Origin of the sequence: Ramlibacter sp., from assembly GCA_019635435.1 — a bacterium.
Classification (GTDB): domain Bacteria; phylum Pseudomonadota; class Gammaproteobacteria; order Burkholderiales; family Burkholderiaceae_C; genus JAHBZM01.
In genome coordinates this window covers 2,825,190-2,841,347 of the sequence record JAHBZM010000001.1, presented here as the reverse complement: position 1 = coordinate 2,841,347, position 16,158 = coordinate 2,825,190, and the positions used below count along the sequence as shown (strand labels likewise).

General features: G+C 68.5%; 13 protein-coding genes. 6 read left to right on the top strand and 7 right to left on the bottom strand.

All coding sequences use genetic code 11. From position 1 onward, the window contains the following. Window positions 1-54 precede the first annotated feature (54 nt). The 3 genes from phoU to phoR are packed head-to-tail and all read left to right on the top strand — an operon-like array spanning window position 55 to window position 2,861. Window positions 55-756, top strand: coding sequence for a phosphate signaling complex protein PhoU (phoU, locus tag KF796_13685; GenBank protein ID MBX3587684.1), 702 nt, complete (start codon window positions 55-57; stop codon window positions 754-756). A 19-nt stretch (window positions 757-775) separates the two neighbouring features. Then, window positions 776-1,465: a phosphate regulon transcriptional regulator PhoB gene (gene phoB, locus KF796_13680; GenBank protein MBX3587683.1), complete on the top strand. Its 690-nt coding sequence runs from the start codon at window positions 776-778 to the stop codon at window positions 1,463-1,465. A gap of 34 nt (window positions 1,466-1,499) precedes the next feature. Continuing rightward, window positions 1,500-2,861, top strand: coding sequence for a phosphate regulon sensor histidine kinase PhoR (gene phoR, locus KF796_13675; GenBank protein ID MBX3587682.1), 1,362 nt, complete (start codon window positions 1,500-1,502; stop codon window positions 2,859-2,861). On the opposite strand, the gene KF796_13670 is transcribed toward phoR, so the two are convergent. From KF796_13670 to trxA, 6 genes are all read right to left on the bottom strand, one after another. After that, a complete protein-coding gene (locus tag KF796_13670) occupies window positions 2,848-3,774 on the bottom strand; it encodes a carbon-nitrogen hydrolase family protein (protein ID MBX3587681.1) in 927 nt (308 codons plus the stop codon). The genes phoR and KF796_13670 overlap by 14 nt on opposite strands. Further along, the gene (locus KF796_13665; protein MBX3587680.1) at window positions 3,771-4,445 is read right to left on the bottom strand and encodes a GNAT family N-acetyltransferase; all 675 of its coding nucleotides are present in this window, start codon (window positions 4,443-4,445) and stop codon (window positions 3,771-3,773) included. The genes KF796_13670 and KF796_13665 overlap by 4 nt, the downstream gene beginning before the upstream one ends. 10 nt (window positions 4,446-4,455) lie before the next feature. Next, window positions 4,456-6,135, bottom strand: a complete 1,680-nt coding sequence (locus KF796_13660; protein ID MBX3587679.1) for a hypothetical protein — start codon at window positions 6,133-6,135, stop codon at window positions 4,456-4,458. Window positions 6,136-6,252: 117 nt separating this feature from the next. After that, entirely contained in the window at window positions 6,253-6,537 is a 285-nt protein-coding gene (locus KF796_13655) for a type B 50S ribosomal protein L31 (GenBank protein ID MBX3587678.1), read from the bottom strand. Window positions 6,538-6,638: 101 nt separating this feature from the next. Beyond that, the gene (rho, locus tag KF796_13650; GenBank protein MBX3587677.1) at window positions 6,639-7,904 is read right to left on the bottom strand and encodes a transcription termination factor Rho; all 1,266 of its coding nucleotides are present in this window, start codon (window positions 7,902-7,904) and stop codon (window positions 6,639-6,641) included. Window positions 7,905-8,094: 190 nt separating this feature from the next. Then, a complete protein-coding gene (trxA, locus tag KF796_13645; protein MBX3587676.1) occupies window positions 8,095-8,427 on the bottom strand; it encodes a thioredoxin TrxA in 333 nt (110 codons plus the stop codon). A gap of 98 nt (window positions 8,428-8,525) precedes the next feature. On the opposite strand from trxA, the gene KF796_13640 reads away from it, so the two are divergent. Genes KF796_13640 through KF796_13630 form a run of 3 tightly spaced genes read left to right on the top strand, consistent with a single transcriptional unit; the run spans window position 8,526 to window position 15,570 of the window. Then, window positions 8,526-11,045: a PD-(D/E)XK nuclease family protein gene (locus tag KF796_13640; GenBank protein MBX3587675.1), complete on the top strand. Its 2,520-nt coding sequence runs from the start codon at window positions 8,526-8,528 to the stop codon at window positions 11,043-11,045. Beyond that, window positions 11,042-14,335 (top strand): UvrD-helicase domain-containing protein, encoded by a 3,294-nt coding sequence (locus KF796_13635; protein ID MBX3587674.1) that lies wholly within the window; start codon window positions 11,042-11,044, stop codon window positions 14,333-14,335. Before KF796_13640 ends, KF796_13635 begins: the two co-directional genes overlap by 4 nt. Window positions 14,336-14,346: 11 nt before the next feature. Then, window positions 14,347-15,570: a TIGR03862 family flavoprotein gene (locus KF796_13630; GenBank protein MBX3587673.1), complete on the top strand. Its 1,224-nt coding sequence runs from the start codon at window positions 14,347-14,349 to the stop codon at window positions 15,568-15,570. On the opposite strand, the gene KF796_13625 is transcribed toward KF796_13630, so the two are convergent. Continuing rightward, entirely contained in the window at window positions 15,552-16,145 is a 594-nt protein-coding gene (locus tag KF796_13625) for a hypothetical protein (protein ID MBX3587672.1), read from the bottom strand. The genes KF796_13630 and KF796_13625 overlap by 19 nt on opposite strands. Between the last annotated feature and the right edge of the window lie 13 nt (window positions 16,146-16,158).

The window sequence follows — 16,158 nt, the reverse complement described above, 5'->3', positions numbered from 1 at the left end:
CCGGTCCCGACGTGTTGCCCGGAAAGTCATTTTGGAAAATCATCAGGAGCAACCATGCCCGATAAGCATTTGTCCACCCAGTTCGACAGCGAGCTCAACGGCGTTTCCTCGCGCGTGATGGAGCTGGGCGGCCTGGTGGAGTCCCAGATCCGCCAGGCCATCTACGCGCTGTCGCAGTTCAGCGCCGAGGTGGCCGGCCAGGTCATGGAAACCGAGGCCCGCGTCAATGCCATGGAAGTGGACATTGACCGCGAGCTGTCATCCATCATCGCGCGGCGCCAGCCGACGGCGCGCGATCTGCGCCTGCTGATCGCCATCTCCAAGACAACGGCCAACCTCGAGCGGGTGGGCGACGAGGCTGAAAAGATCGCGCGCATGGTCAAATCGATCATCGAGAGTGGTTCTTCGCGGTCGCTGCCATCATCCGAGCTGCGCGTCGCGGCCGACATGGCTTCGGCCCTGCTGCGCAAGGCGCTGGACGCGTTCGCGCGCCTTGACACCACCACGGCCGTGTCCATCCTCAAGGAAGATGACCTGATCGACAAGGAGTTCGACGGCTTCGTGCGCAAGCTCATCACCTACATGATGGAAGACCCGCGCACCATCTCCGCCAGCCTGGACCTGTTGTTCCTGGCCAAGGCCATCGAGCGCATTGGCGACCACGCCAAAAACATTGCAGAATTCATCATCTACATCGTCAAGGGCGCCGATGTGCGTCACACGACCATGGAAAACGTTGAATCCGCGGTTCAATGAGTTTGTTCCCTGTTTCCCAATGAGCCTGCAGCCCCGCGTCCTGATTGTTGAAGACGAATCGCCCATTGCCGAGCTGATTGCCGTCAACCTGCGCCACAACGGCTTCCAGCCGGTCTGGGCCGAAGATGGCGTCTCGGCCCAGCGCGAAATGGACGCCGTGCTGCCCGACGTGATCCTGCTGGACTGGATGCTGCCGGGCCAGAGCGGCATTGTGCTGGCCAAGAAATGGCGTGCCGACGCGCGCACCCGTGGCATTCCCATCCTGATGCTGACCGCGCGTGGCGACGAACCCGACCGCGTTGCGGGCCTGGATGCCGGCGCGGATGACTACATCACCAAGCCGTTCTCCACCCAGGAAATGCTGGCGCGCATCCGCGCCGTGCTGCGCCGCCGCGCGCCGGAGCAGGTGAGTGACAGCGTGGCCATTGGCGCGCTCACGCTGGACGCGGCCACCCACCGCGTGTCCTGGCAGGGCCAGGCCCTCAAGGTCGGCCCGACGGAATTCAAGTTGCTGCACTACCTCATGAAGCACTCCGAGCGCGTGCACAGCCGCTCCCAGCTGCTGGACAAGATCTGGGGTGACCATGTCTTTATCGAGGAGCGCACGGTTGACGTGCATGTCAAGCGGCTGCGCGAGTCCCTGGGGGCCGCGGGCACCATGGTGGAGACCGTGCGCGGAGCGGGTTACCGGCTGACCGCCCAGGTGTGAGGGTGTGGCCGGGAGGCCGTGCTAACGTAGGGCCATGATCATCCGCTTTGCTCTTCTTTTGATAGCGGCCTGTGCAGTTGCGGCGGGGGCCTGGCAGATTTTTGGTGTTGAATACGCGGCGCTGGGCGCGCTTGTGGTGGTGGTGGCCCGGCTGGCATTCGACTACTGGCGGGCCCATCGCCTGATGGCCGCCTTGCGGGCCGACGCCGTGCCGTCACTGGCCTCCCCGGGCGGCGGCCTGTGGGGGGAACTGGTTCAGCGGATCGCCCGGCTGCTGCGCGAGCGCGAAAGCCGCGCGCGGTTGAGCGAGGCGCGTTTGCAGGAGTTTCTGGTGGCACTGGAAAATTCACCCAACGGCGTGGTGCTGCTGGACGAGAAGGCCCGCATCGAATGGTGCAACCAGACCGCGGCCACGCATTTCGGCATTGACGCCCAACGTGACCATCTTCAGTACATCGGCAACCTGGTGCGCGAGCCGGCATTCGCGGCCTACCTGGCCTCCTGGAACTACAGCCGCGACGTGGTGCTCAGCGGCGCCGCGGCGGCGTCGTCGCCGGTGCGGCTGTCGGTGCAGGTCCACCCCTACGAAGGCAACCGCCGGCTCCTGCTCAGCCGTGATGTGACGGCCGTGGAGCAGGCGGAAGCCATGCGGCGTGACTTTGTGGCCAATGTGTCGCATGAGATCCGCACGCCGCTGACGGTGCTCGCGGGTTTCGTGGAAACGCTGCAGAACCTGCCGCTGGATGAGGACGACAGGCGGCGCTATCTGGGCCTGATGGCGCAGCAGGCCCACCGCATGCAGACCCTGGTCAATGACCTGCTGACGCTTTCGCGGCTGGAGGGCAGCCCGCCCCCGGGCAGTGCCGAATGGACGCCCCTGGCGGTGCTGCTCAGCCAGTGCGAGCAGGAGGGGCGCTCTCTGTCTGCCCTGCTCGCGCCCACCCGGCCGCACGAGATGCATTTCACCAAGGCGCCCGCTGCCGAACTGGCGGGTTCGCCCAGCGAGCTGCTCAGCGCCATGTCCAACCTGCTGAGCAACGCCATCCGCTATACGCCCGCGGGCGGGCGGATCGAGGCGGGCTGGCAGATTCTGGGCGACGGTCGGGGAGAGTTCACGGTGCGCGACACGGGCCCCGGCATTGCGGCCGAGCACCTCTCGCGCCTGACCGAGCGCTTCTACCGCGTGGACCGCAGCCGCTCGCGCGAGACCGGTGGCACCGGCCTGGGCCTGGCCATCGTCAAGCACGTGATGCAGCGCCATGGCGCCGAACTGAAGGTCAGCAGCACCCCGGGTTCAGGGTCCACCTTCACACTGCTGTTTCCGGCCAGCCGTGTGCGCGCCGTGGTGGCGCCGGCCCCGCCTGCTGCGGTGGAGGCCGGGGTCAGCGCGTCGTGATCACCTCGACATCATTGTCGTAGACGTCGATCCGCTTGTCATACAGCGGGATGGTGGTGCCGTTGACGCGGTTGCTGATGAGCTTGCCCAGGTCCACGTCGGCAATCACGATCTGCTCCATGTTGGGCACGCCCTCGGCGGCGATGCCGTCCCGCGCGAACGGAAAATCCGAGGGAGTGATGATGGCGGCCTGGCCGAAATGCAGGCCCAGACCTTCCACGGCCAGGTTGCCCACGGTGCCCGTCACCGCCACGTAGACCTGATTTTCAATCGCGCGCGCATGGCAGCAGTAGCGCACCCGCCAGAAGCCCTGGCGGTCGTCGGTGCATGACGGCACGAAGATGATGTCGGCCCCTTGTTCGCAGACCTTGCGCGAGAGTTCGGGGAACTCGATGTCATAGCAGATCAGGATGCTGATGCGCCCGTGCGGGGTGTCGAACACGCGCAGGTGGTGCCCCGGGTCGCCTTTCCATTTCTCCTTTTCCCAGCGGGTCAGGTGGATCTTGTCCTGGGTGAACACCTTGCCACCGGGGGTGAACAGGTAGGCGGTGTTGAGCAACTGGCCATCGGTGATGGTGGGGTGGCTGCCGCCGACAATGTGAACCCCCCAGTGCGCGGCCAGCTCGGTGAACAGGTCCACGTACCGCGAGGTGTAGTCGTTCATGTTGCGCACCGCGCGGCGCAGATCGCTGGTGTCCATGAAGGACAGCAACTGGGTCGTGAAGATCTCGGGAAACACCACGAACTGCGGCTTGTAGTCGCCCGCGGCCTTCATGACGAAGCGCACCTGGTTCTCGAAACCGTTCCAGTCGTTGATGGAGCGAAGGAGGTACTGCACCGCCGCGATGCGCACCGTGTTCTGGGTGGGCTTGTGCGCCGGGTCCTTGGCAAGGTCGGGGTGTTGCTGGCTCATGGGGGCGACTCCGTTGCGCCGCTTGCAGCGCGTTGAAGCGCGGTGCCCTGCGACGGGTCATAGTCCGGATTGATCCAGACGATCAGTGACGCATGGCCACTGGATTCATGGTCATCCGGCAGATAGTTTTTCATGATACCGCAGTACCTGAATCCCTCGCGTAACTGGAAGCTCAGCACGGGGTCGAACAGATCGCCCCACAGCACCTTCCTGGCGTACAGCTCGATCGACATCTGGTCGGCCACGGCCGCATAGCCGGGCAGGCGGCCGCAGGCGATGATGCGCCGCAGGTTCAGCTGCTTGCACAGTTTGCGGCGCCCCTCATACAGCATGTGGCCCACGCGTTTGCCACGCAGGCGCGGGTCGACGAAGACCTCGGCGCCGTAGAGCGTGAGTCCCTGGGGGGTGTGGGTGTCGAACGTGCCCGAGGCGGTGATTTCACTCCAGGTGTGTTCGTCGGCCCATTCATCCCAGAGGATCACCAGCGAACTGGCGCAGCCGACGATCCGGCCATCGAGCTCGGCGACCAGCTGGCCCTCGGGAAAGAGTTCGATCTGATGGGCGAGCTGGTCCTGTTTCCAGGGAGCGATGCTCGGGTAGACATGCGCCTGCAGACGCAGCAGTGGCGCAATGTCGGCTGACGCCGTGGGGCGGACGATCAATTTGGCCATGCAGTCATTATCACGGGCTGTTGCGCCTGAACAGCAGGACGTTGTCGGCCGCGTCGGCCGGAGGGTGCAGGTTGGCCTGCAGCGCCCAGCGCCGCATGTCCAGGGCAAGGGTCAATGCGTCAAGGGAACTGGCGCCCACCACGAGCCAGGAACAGGTGGGCGTCAGTCCGACGGGGCGTAACTTGAGCCGGCTGTGGTACTGCAGGGCGGCGATCTGGCCACGGCTCAGGCCATGGACTTCAAGGCAGTCGGCCCCGCCCGTCTGCCGGACCACCTGCCTGACAAGCGGCGTGTAGCCACGCGCGTAGTCCAGCAATGGCATCCACAGCGTCATCAGCAGCAGCCAGCACAGCGCCGCGCCGCCGGCCGGCAGCACCAGGCTTTTCCAGATCGCGGCGCGATGCCGGCCAGCCCGCCAGTGCACCAGCCACGCCCAGCAGAGGGTGGCCGCGAGCGCGACCACGAAGGCCAGCATGGAGAAACTGGGCACGAAGCCCGGGGCCAGCCGGGCAACATTGGCGGCCGGCTTGGCGGGCACGCCCGTCTGCATGGCGATCCAGACCACCCAGATCACCAGCGCGCAGCCGCTGAAGAACAGCAGGGTGAACCAGTCGATCAAGGCGGCGACGCTGCGTTGTAGCGTGGGCAGCGCGAAGGCGGCCAGCGCGGCCAGCGCGGGCAGGCCCAGCAGCAGGGAGCGGTCGGACGACGGCGTGACCAGCGTGGTGATCAGGGAGGCCGCGACAAAGACCAGTGGCAGGGCCACGTGCCGGCTGCCGAGCTGGCGGCGCCAGCGCCACAGGGTCCAGCAGGCCAGGGGCCAGGCAGGCCAGGTGAACCACAGCAGCAGCCGCGCCAGGCTGCGCCAGTCGCCCGATGGCTGGCCGACGCGCCAGTGGAAGGCATCGAGCGTCCAGGCCAGTGCGGCCACGCCAACGGCCACGAGCAGGACGAAGCCGGCCCAGCGGCGGCTGCGCGCCCTCACGTCGGCCTCGGGCGATGGGTCCAGCAGCGACAGCGTGGCTCCTCCCGCGGCAAACAGCAGGGCCATGGTGGGGGCGCCGCTGAGCGCCAGCCCCGCGAGGCCGGCCACCAGGCCCACCGCGGGTTGCCAGGTTCGCCAGGGGGTGGCGGCCAGCGCATAGAAACTCAGCGCGGTGAACCCCACCTGTGCCAGCGCGGGCGTGGTTTCGTGGGAGAGCTGTGCCAGGCCCAGGCAGGCAATCAGCGCCAGCAGCCCGCCGTCGGCCATGGCGCGGGCATAGTCGGTCGGTTGGGCTTCGCCGCCAAATGCAAAGGTGACGGGCTGGGCCTGGGGGCTGCGGGCGAGGTAGTAGACGCCATACCAGGTCGCCACCAGGGTCAGTGCCAGCAACAGCGCAAACGGGATGCGTGCCGCGAAATCACCCGGTACCCAAGGGGGGGCGAGCTGAATCGCCCAGGCGCCGAGCCAGTAGGGCAGCAGCGCGTCGAACTCAGGGGGTTGGCCCAACAGCGTGGGGCTGAGCCAGTGGGCCGCGCCAGAGGCCAGTTCGGCCATGTAGCCAAACGCCGTCATGTCGGCATTTTTCCAGGGCTCGCGGCCGATGAAGCCGGGCAAGACGTAGGCAAGGCAGAACAGCACCAGGGCCAGCCGCGGCAATCGGCGCACGGCGGTCTGGGTCACGATGGCAGGGGTAGGCTGGTTCACGCGGGGAATTATGAGCCCCTGTATCGGGGGGCGATCCACCGGCGGCGGGCGCGACGGACCAACAAAAAGGGCAGCGCGGTGACCCGGGCTGCCCTGGCTCTGGCGGAGCGCGGCCTATCAGGCAGCGGTCTTGCCGGCTTCTTCGGTCTTGCCCGCGGGCTTGCCGAACTTCTTGAAGAACTTGTCGACGCGGCCACCCATGTCGTTGACCGACTTCTGCGTGCCGGTGTAGAACGGATGCGATTCGCTGGAGGTGTCCAGCTTGAACAGCGGCAGCTCGCGGCCGTCGTCCGTCTTGCCCATTTCCTTGGTGTTCACGCAGGAACGGGTCACGAACTTGAAACCGTTGGACAGGTCCACGAAGAGCACTTCGCGGTAATTGGGGTGAATGCCTTCTTTCATGATCTTCCTTGAGTCAGCTGCGGGAGCCGGGCCGGACCGTCCAGCCTACTTTCCGCAAAAAGCCCTCGATTATACAATTAAATCAAGGACTTGGAGCCGGATCAGCCGCCGCGGCGCATCATGTCGAAGAACTCGACGTTGGTCTTGGTGGCGCGCATGCTCTTGAGCACCATTTCCATGGACTCGATCTCGTCCATGTTGTACATGAACTGGCGCAGGATGCGGGTCTTTTGCAGGATCTCGGGGGCCAGCAGCAGTTCCTCGCGGCGGGTGCCGCTGCGGTTGAGCTGGATCGAGGGGAACACGCGCTTTTCGTACAGGCGGCGGTCTAGGTGGATTTCACTGTTGCCCGTGCCCTTGAACTCTTCAAAGATCACTTCGTCCATGCGGCTGCCGGTGTCGACCAGCGCGGTGGCGATGATGGTCAGCGAGCCGCCTTCTTCCACGTTGCGGGCCGCGCCCAGGAAGCGCTTGGGGCGCTGCAGGGCATTGGAGTCCACGCCGCCGGTCAGCACCTTGCCCGACGACGGCACCACGTTGTTGTAGGCGCGGGCCAGGCGGGTGATGGAGTCCAGCAGGATCACCACGTCTTTTTTCAGCTCGACCAGGCGCTTGGCGCGCTCGATCACCATTTCGGCCACGTGCACGTGGCGGGCGGCGGGCTCATCAAAGGTGGAGGCAATCACCTCGGCCTTGACCGAGCGCTGCATTTCGGTCACTTCCTCGGGCCGCTCGTCCACCAGCAGAACCATCATGTAGCTGTCGGGGTAATTGGCCGCGATGGCGTGGGCGATGTGCTGCATCATCACCGTCTTGCCGCTCTTGGGCGGGGCCACCAGCAGGGCACGCTGGCCCTTGCCGATGGGAGCGATGATGTCGATCACTCGGCTGGTGATGTTTTCCTCGCCCTTGAAGTTGTCACGCTCCAGCTTCATCTGCTCCTTGGGGAACAGCGGGGTCAGGTTCTCGAACATGACCTTGTGCTTGTTCTGCTCCGGAGGCCCGCCGTTGACCATGTCCAGCTTGGTCAGCGCGAAATAGCGCTCGCCGTCCTTGGGGATGCGCACTTCGCCCTCGATCATGTCGCCGGTGTGCAGGTTGAAGCGGCGCACCTGGCTGGGCGAGATGTAGATGTCGTCGGTGCTGGCCGTGTAGCTGGTGTCGGGGCTGCGCAGGAAGCCGAAGCCGTCGGGCAGGATTTCGAGCACGCCGTCGGCAAACACCTGTTCGCCGGCCTTGGCGCGTTTCTTGATGATGGCGAACATCAGCTCCTGCTTGCGCATGCGGCCGGTGTTTTCGATCTCAAGCTCTTCGGCCTGCTTGAGGACTTCAGACACGTGCAGTGCCTTGAGTTCGTTTAAGTGCATGGAGTGACCCCTTTGGGGGAGTTCTGGGAAAGTCTTGGGGGAGGGGGGATGTGAGGCAAGAGGAGCCTCACAGACCTGGAACTCGAACCAGCCGCCCGGGGCGCGCTGGTGAACTGAGAACAATTATGACAGGAAAATCACGTGAAAACGGGGCCGCGAGGGCCCCGTCATTTTTTGTGTCGCAATGCGTTCAGGCCAGTTGCTGGTCGATGAACGCGGTCAGTTGCGCCTTGCTCATGGCGCCCACCTTGGTGGCGGCCAACTGGCCATCCTTGAACAGCATCAGCGTGGGGATGCCGCGGATGCCGAACTTGGCGGGGATGTCGCGGTTCTCGTCCACGTTCATCTTGGCGATCTGCAGCTTGTCACCGTAGGTGCCGGCCACTTCGTCGAGGATGGGCGCGATCATCTTGCAGGGGCCGCACCACTCGGCCCAGTAGTCCACCAGCACGGGTTTGCCGGCCTGCAGCACATCGGCCTCGAAGCTGGTGTCGGAGATATGTTTGATGAGGTCGCTGGCCATGGTGGTTCCTTGGATGTCAGTTGGCGGTACAGCTAAAGTGGGGGAATTGTGACAGAAACCAAGTCCCCCTACAGGCCGTGCAAGAGGCCCCGCGTGCTATGGATGCGATAGCGCAAAACCATCAGGCGCAGGGCTCGCTGGCCGCCCTGATGGGGCATGTGGCGCAGCTGCTGCGCGGGCGTGGCGCGCATCCCGCCCGCACGGTGGTGCTGGTCCCGTATGCCCAGTTGATGGGGCAGGCACGCAAGGCCTGGGCCTGCGCGGTGCCCGATGGCTTCGCCCCGCGTTTTGAGACCACCATGAACTGGACCCGCAGCCGCGGCGGCTTCCTGCCAGGCCCGCAGGACCTGTGCTTTGACACCGCGCGTGACCTGCTCACCGCCCAGGGGCTTCTTGAACAGGCCGGCCTGGCGGCCCAGCGCGAACTGCTCGCGGGCCGCCTGGTCGAAGCCGCGTGCCAGCTTGCGGGCCGCGTCGCGGCCGTGCCGCCGGCGCAGCGGCCGGCGTGGGCCCATCGGGCCCGCGGCGCGGTGGTGGCCGGGCTGGAGGCGCCGGCGCTCGCCCTGGAGGCGGCCGTGGCCCGCATCGCGCTGGAATGGGCCTTGGCGTCAAGCTATGCCACCGACGCGTTGCTGACCGATGACCTGGATGCCGAGCTTGATTGCCTGGTGGTGCTCGAGGGTTTCCAGGCCGAGCCCCTGGTTGATCAGATCCGCGCGCGGCTGGCGCACAAGGCGGTGGCTCTGCCGCTCATGGGCACGCCGCCTGCGGGCCAGGTGGCCTGGCATGAAGCGCAGGGCCCTGAGGACGAAGCGGAACGCGCCGCCGCCTGCGTGCTGCGGCACCTGGAGGCAGGCCGCGCGCCGGTGGCGCTGGCCGCCACCGACCGGGCCCTGACCCGCCGCATCCGCGCCATGCTGGGCGCCCAGGGGGTGCGGCTGCGTGACGAGACCGGCTGGAAGCTGTCGACCACCCGCGCTGCCGCCCACCTCATGACGGCGCTGCAGGCCTGTGCCTGGCAGGCGTCCAGCGACACGGTGCTGGACTGGCTCAAACATGCCCCGGCGTTCGACGCCGGCGCCGTGCGGGCGCTTGAGAAAGCCCTGCGCGACGCCGGTCTGCGCGACTGGGCGTCGGCCTCGGCCCGGCTCGGCCCTCTGCCGCGCCATGCCACGCTGGTTCCTGCGCTGGACCTGCTGCGCGAAGGCCTGCAACGCCCGCGCGCCCTCGTGCACTGGTTGCAGGGCCTGCGCGAACTGCTGCAGGCCGGTGGCCAGTGGCCGCTGCTGCAGGGGGACGCGGCCGGCGACGCGGTGCTGGCCGCGCTCGGACTGGCCGAGGACGGTCAGGCCCTGTGGGCCAGCCTGCCGCAGGGCGGGTGCCGCATGGGCCTGGCGGACTTCAGCGCCTGGGTCCGCGACGCGCTGGAGGCGGCCAGCTTCAAGCCCCGTCACCCGCGCGACGAGCAGGTCGTGGTGCTGCCGCTGGAGCAGATGCTGGCCCAGCCGTTCGCGGCCGCCGTGCTGCCGGGCTGCGACGAGGCGAACCTGCCCGCGTCGCCCGAGCCGCCCGGGCCCTGGACGACAGCCCAGCGCGAGGCGCTGGGCTTTGATTCGCGCGCCACCCTCGAAGCCGCGCAGCGCGCTGCCTGGCAGCAGGCGCTGGGCATGGCCCACTGCGACGTGCTGTGGCGCCGTGGCGATGCCGCGGGCGAACCGCTGCTGCCCAGTGCCCTGGTTCAGCAGATGCAACTGGCCGGGCTGGGCCAGGCCGGGGCCGACCCCCGCGCGCTGCGACCGGTGGCGCCATGCCCGACGCCGCGGCCGCAGCCGCGCGCGCCGCAACTGCCCGTGCCGGTGCTCTCGGCCAGCGCCTATGAGGACCTGCGCCGCTGCCCCTACCGGTTCTTCGCGCTGCGCCAGCTCGGTTTGCGGGAGTCGGATGAGCTGGACGCCGACATCGACAAGCGCGACTTTGGCAACTGGCTGCATGCCGTGCTGCGCGACTTTCACCGGGCCCTGGCGGCCGGGCCCTTGCCGCCCGGCCCGGCGCGCCAGGCCTTGCTCGACGCCGTGGCCGAGGCCCAGACGCGAGAGGCCGGCCTGCCCGAGGATGAGTTTTTGCCTTTTTCCGCCGGCTGGCCGGGCCTGCGCGATGGCTACCTGGCCTGGCTGGAGAGCCATGAGGCCCAGGGGCTGCAGTTCAGCCAGGCCGAGAGCGAGGCGCGGGTCCAGCTTGGCCCGGTCCAGCTCATGGGCCGCATTGACCGGGTGGACAGTGATGCAGCCGGGCTGCGCATGGTGGTGGACTACAAAACCGAGAATCTTCAGGTTTCGCGCGACCGCGTCAAGGCGCCCACCGAGGACACCCAGCTCGCGTTCTACGCCGCGCTGCTCGAAGACGACACGCTGCGCGCCGCCTATGTGAACGTGGGCGAGCGCGAGACCCGGACCGTGGAGCAGCCCGAGGTGGTGGCCGCCCGCGACGCGCTGGTCGAGGGCATGCTGCACGACCTGGCGGCCATCGGCGATGGCGCGGCGTTGCCGGCGCTGGGCGAGGGCCGGGTCTGCGACTTCTGCGCGGCGCGCGGCCTGTGCCGCAAGGACTTCTGGGCATGAGCGGCGAAACCTCCTTGCAGGCCGGCGGGGCGCCGACGGGTGCCCCCCAGGGCCTGGCCTACGAGCTCAACGGTCGGCCGGTGAGCCGGGCCGAGTTTTACGCCGTGGCCTGTGACCCACGCCGCAGTGTGGCCGTGGAAGCCTGCGCGGGCGCGGGCAAGACCTGGATGCTGGTCTCGCGCATCCTGCGCGCCCTGCTGGACGGTGCCCAGCCCCAGGAAATCCTGGCCATCACCTTCACACGCAAGGCCGCGGGCGAGATGCGCCAGCGCCTGCAGGAGTGGTTGGCCCGGTTTGCCCAGGCCTCGCCCGATCAGCTCGAGCAGGAGCTGCTGATGCGCGGAATCGCCCCGCAGCCCGCACGGGACCTGCGCGAGCCGCTATCCAATCTGTATCAAACCCTGCTCGCATCGGGCCGGCCGGTACAGGTGCGGACCTTTCACGGCTGGTTTGCGGCCCTGCTGCGCAATGCACCGCTGGCCATGCTGCAGCAACTGGGCCTGCCGGCCCAGTACGAGCTGCTGGAGGACGACAGTGAGGCTGTCGATGCGATCTGGCGCCGCTTTCATGGCGCGGTGGTGCGCACGCCCGAAGCCCGGCAGGACTACCTGCACGCCGTGGCGGAGCACGGGCGTTTCCAGACGCAGAAGGCGCTGCTGGCAGCCCTGTCCAAGCGCGTGGAGTTTGCCCTGGCCGATGCGCAGGGCGTGGTGGACCGGTCGATCCAGCCTTTTGACGGCCCGTTTCCCGAATTCGCGGGCCTGGCAACGCCTGAGGAAGCGGTGCTGGCGCAGGGGGCGCTGGCCGCGGTGGCCTGGGACGCGGCGCGGGCCCTGGGGCGGGCCTCGGCACCCACCTTCGCGGCCAAGGGCAGCGAGCTCGAGCAGGCACTGACGGCTGGCGATGCACCGGCCGCGCTGGCGGCGCTGCTCACGCAAAAGGGCGAGCCGCGCAAGTTCAGCGACAAGCTCGCGGGCATCGAGCAGGTCCGGGCCGCGCAGGCCGTGGCACTGCGGCTGCTGGGCGCGCGCGAGCAGCATCTGGCCTGGCAGCACCAGCAGCGCATGGCGCGGCTGTCGCGGCTTCTGATCGACGAGTTCTCGGTGCTCAAGCGCGAGCGTGGCTGGATCGACATGAACGACGTGGAGCGGGCCGCGCTCACCATGCTGTGCGACCCGGTGCTCAGCGGCTGGGTGCAGGAGCGGCTGGACGCGCGGGTGCGCCACTTGCTGATCGACGAGTTCCAGGACACCAACCCGCTGCAGTGGCAGGCGCTGGGCGCCTGGCTCTCGGGCTATGCCGGCGCCGGCGCGGCGCCCAGTGTGTTCATTGTGGGCGACCCCAAGCAGAGCATTTACCGCTTTCGACGCGCCGAACCCCAGGTGTTCCGGGCGGCGCAGCAGTTCGTGGTCCAGGGCCTGGGCGGCGACCTGCTGAGTTGCGATCACACCCACCGCAACGCGCAGCGGGTGATGGCCGTGGTCAACGAGGTCATGGCCCAGGCGCAGGAGGCCGGCGAGTACACCGGCTTTCGCCGCCACACCACCGAATCGGCCGAGCCGGGCGCCGTGGCCCGGCTGCCGCCCATCACGCGCGAAGCCGTCGCCACCGACGCCAGCCCTGCCGACCCGCTGGCCTGGCGTGACAGCCTGAGCGTGCCCAGGGAACTGCCCGAGGACACCCTGCGCACCCTGGAATGCCGGCAGGCCGCGCACTGGGTGGCCGCGCAGCTGTCCGCCGGCCGGCCAGCCGGCGACATCATGGTACTGGCGCGCAAGCGCGACCGGCTGTCCCTGATGCAGGACGAGTTGCGGGCCCTGCAGGTCGCGGCCCAGCAGCCCGAGAAAAACGATCTGGCCGACGCCCCCGAGGTGCAGGACATCGTGGCCCTGCTCGACGTGCTGGTGTCGCCGGCCCACGATCTCTCGCTGGCGCGGGCCCTGCGCTCGCCGCTGTGGAGCGTGGCCGATGCCGACCTCGTGCAACTGGCCCTGCGCCGGCGCGACGCGCAGGCCGCGGGCCGCTCGCCCGGCTGGTTCGATTTGCTACAAAAAGAAGAGCAGCTACCGCCCGCCCTGATTGGACTCGGGGCCATTTTGACCCGATGGCAGGGCTGGGTCGCGGCCTTGCCGCCGCATGATGCGCTGGACGCGATCTACCACGATGGCGATGTGCTGGCCCGCTTTGCCGCGGCGGCGCCCGGGCCGCTGCGCGCGGGGGTGCTGGCCAACCTGCGCGCGGTGCTGGGCGCGGCCCTGCAGATCGACGGGGCGAGGTTTCTCACGCCTTACGCCTTGGTGCGTGCGCTGCGCGCGGGCGGGGTGCGCGCGCCCCGGCTGGCCCAGACCGATGCCGTGAGCCTGCTCACGGTGCACGGTGCCAAGGGCCTGGAGGCGCCCGTGGTGCTGATGCTGGACACCGATGCGCCGGCCCCGCGCGCCGAAACCATGGGCGTGCTGGTTGAATGGCCCGGCGAGGAGGCCGCGCCCGTGCGCTTTGCCTTTCTGGCCAGCGAGACCCGGGCGCCCGCCTGCACGGCGCTGGCGCTGGAAGCCGAACGCGCGGCGCGCCAGCGCGAGGAACTCAATGCCCTGTATGTGGCCATGACGCGGGCACGCCAGATGCTGGTGCTGTCATCGGTGCAGCCCCACCAGGCGGCGGCCGGCAGCTGGTGGCAGCGCTTGCAGGACCTTGCCGAGCCGTTGCCGCCGCCTCCGGTGCCCCTGGCCGCCAGCGGGGGGGCGCAGGGGCCCGACACCGCGTTTTACATGTCAAATCTTCCTGAAGTCCAGGCCAGCCGGCCATCTGATGCTACTGAAACAATAGCGGATGATGATGAAGACACACCTGCATCGCGGCTGGGCAAGGCCATGCACCGCCTGCTGGAGTGGGCTTCGCCGGCCGGGCCCGGCCCGACGGCGCCCCAGCTGCATGCCGTGGGGCGCGAGTTTGGCCTGCCCGGCGGCGAGGTGCAGCGGGCCGCCGCCGCGGCCCGGCGCATACTCGCGGGCCAGGGCGCCTGGGCCTGGGATGCCGGCGTGGTCGACTGGCAGGGCAACGAGGTGCCGCTGCACCACCAGGGCCAGTCGCTGCGGCTGGACCGGCTGGTGCGCCGGCGCGACAACGGCGAGTGGTGGGTGCTGGACCACAAGCTCGCCTCGCAGCCTGAACGCCAGGCCGCGCTGCGGGAACAGATGACGATGTACGTGGCGGCTGTGCAGGCCGCCCATCCGGGCGCGGCCGTGCGGGCCGCGTTTCTCACAGGCGAAGGAAAGCTGGTGGAATTTTGACGACAAGCGTGATGGTGGTGGGCGCCGGGCCGGCCGGCCTGATGGCGGCCGAAGTGCTGGCGGGCGCCGGCGTGTCGGTCGATGTGTATGACGCCATGCCCTCCGTGGGGCGCAAGTTCCTGCTGGCGGGCAAGGGTGGGCTGAACCTGACGCATTCAGAGCCTCTGGCGCTGTTTGAGCAACGTTATGGCGCACGACAGCCGCAGCTGGCGCGCCTGCTGGCCGGCCTGGGCCCGGACGAACTGCGCGCCTGGGCGCTGGGCCTGGGCATTGAGACCTTTGTGGGCAGCTCCGGCCGCGTGTTTCCCACCGACATGAAGGCTGCGCCGCTGCTTCGCGCCTGGCTGCACCGCTTGCGCGAGGCAGGGGTGCGCTTTCACATGCGGGAGCGCTGGACGGGCTGGGACGACGCCGGGGCACTGCGCTTTGCCACGGCCCAAGGCGAGCGCGCGCGGCAGGCCGATGCCGTGGTGCTGGCCCTGGGCGGCGGCAGCTGGGCCCGGCTCGGGTCCGACGGCGCCTGGGTGCCGCTGCTTGCGCAGCGCGGTGTTACCGTGGTGCCGCTCGTGCCCGCCAACTGCGGCTTTGACAAGGCTGGCGGCTGGACCGACCTGTTTGCCAGCCGCTTTGCCGGCCAGCCCTTCAAGAGCGTGGCCATCCGCTGCGTCGGCCCGCAGGGAGAGGTTTTCGAGCGCAAGGGCGAATTCGTGGCCACCGCCACCGGCGTGGAGGGCAGCCTGGTCTACGCGGCCTCGTCGCTGCTGCGTGACCAGATCGCCGCCACCGGCCAGGCCACGCTGAGCATCGACCTGCTGCCCGCGCGCTCGGCGCAGCAGGTGCTGGCCGAGGTCACGCACCCGCGCGGCTCGCGGTCCCTGTCCAGCCACCTCAAGAGCCGCCTGGGCCTGGACGGCATCAAGGCCGCGATCCTGCACGAGGTGCTGGACAAGGCCGCCTACCACGACGGCGCGCGCTTGGCTGAAACCATCAAGGCCGTGCCCCTCACCTTGTCCGCCGCGCGGCCAATGGACGAGGCCATCAGCACCGCCGGCGGCGTGCCTTTTGAAGGGATGGATCAGGGGCTGATGCTGCGCGAGCTGCCCGGTGTGTTCTGTGCGGGCGAAATGCTCGACTGGGAAGCGCCAACCGGCGGTTACCTGCTAACCGGCTGCTTTGCGAGCGGGCGCGCGGCGGCGCAGGGCGTGCTGGCCTGGCTTCAGAACCGCGCGCGGTAGTACAGCACCGACTGGTTGCTCTTGAGCGATGCGCCGCCGCCGTTGACCTGCAGCCCGATGGCGCTTTGCTGGGGCTTGAAGCCGAAGGTGTTGAGCGCGTCAAACTGCATCTCCACATTCGTGCCATAGATTGGGTCGGTGCTCAGGCCCAGCGGTTCGGCCTGGGCATGGGTGCGCCGCCAGGCCGCGAGGTCCAGGCGCGATGAACGGCTGAGCGCTGTCTGCCAGCGCAGGCCCAGGTCCACGCTCGTCACGGCCGGTCCGCGCAGCGGGGGCACCAGGCCCGTGCCCTGGGGCGTGGACACATCAAAGCTCAGGCCGAGCACCGAATGGGGGGAGTTGAAAGCCCAGCCCGTGACCCCGGCGCGGACGGTGGGCGTGGCCTGCAACGGCTCGAAGCGCGGCGTGATGGACGGGGAGAGCTGAAATTGCCAGCGCGGGGCCGTCGGGGCGGTTTGCGCCAGCGCGCTGGTGCAGGCCAGCGGGAACAGCAACGGCAGCAACGCGCGCAGGGCCTGAACCCGCGATACGGATCCAGCGAGCCGCAACCTTGGGGATATGACGTCGTTTTTCATTGCTGCCACCTCC

Excerpts from the sequence above, each read along its gene's own strand:
- phoU (MBX3587684.1), top strand. The coding sequence starts at position 55 with ATGCCCGATAAGCATTTGTCCACCCAGTTCGACAGCGAGCTCAACGGC.
- phoB (MBX3587683.1), top strand. The coding sequence starts at position 776 with ATGAGCCTGCAGCCCCGCGTCCTGATTGTTGAAGACGAATCGCCCATT.
- phoR (MBX3587682.1), top strand. The coding sequence starts at position 1,500 with ATGATCATCCGCTTTGCTCTTCTTTTGATAGCGGCCTGTGCAGTTGCG.
- KF796_13670 (MBX3587681.1), bottom strand. The coding sequence starts at position 3,774 with ATGAGCCAGCAACACCCCGACCTTGCCAAGGACCCGGCGCACAAGCCC.
- KF796_13665 (MBX3587680.1), bottom strand. The coding sequence starts at position 4,445 with ATGGCCAAATTGATCGTCCGCCCCACGGCGTCAGCCGACATTGCGCCA.
- KF796_13655 (MBX3587678.1), bottom strand. The coding sequence starts at position 6,537 with ATGAAAGAAGGCATTCACCCCAATTACCGCGAAGTGCTCTTCGTGGAC.
- rho (MBX3587677.1), bottom strand. The coding sequence starts at position 7,904 with ATGCACTTAAACGAACTCAAGGCACTGCACGTGTCTGAAGTCCTCAAG.
- trxA (MBX3587676.1), bottom strand. The coding sequence starts at position 8,427 with ATGGCCAGCGACCTCATCAAACATATCTCCGACACCAGCTTCGAGGCC.
- KF796_13640 (MBX3587675.1), top strand. The coding sequence starts at position 8,526 with ATGGATGCGATAGCGCAAAACCATCAGGCGCAGGGCTCGCTGGCCGCC.
- KF796_13635 (MBX3587674.1), top strand. The coding sequence starts at position 11,042 with ATGAGCGGCGAAACCTCCTTGCAGGCCGGCGGGGCGCCGACGGGTGCC.
- KF796_13630 (MBX3587673.1), top strand. The coding sequence starts at position 14,347 with ATGGTGGTGGGCGCCGGGCCGGCCGGCCTGATGGCGGCCGAAGTGCTG.
- KF796_13625 (MBX3587672.1), bottom strand. The coding sequence starts at position 16,145 with ATGAAAAACGACGTCATATCCCCAAGGTTGCGGCTCGCTGGATCCGTA.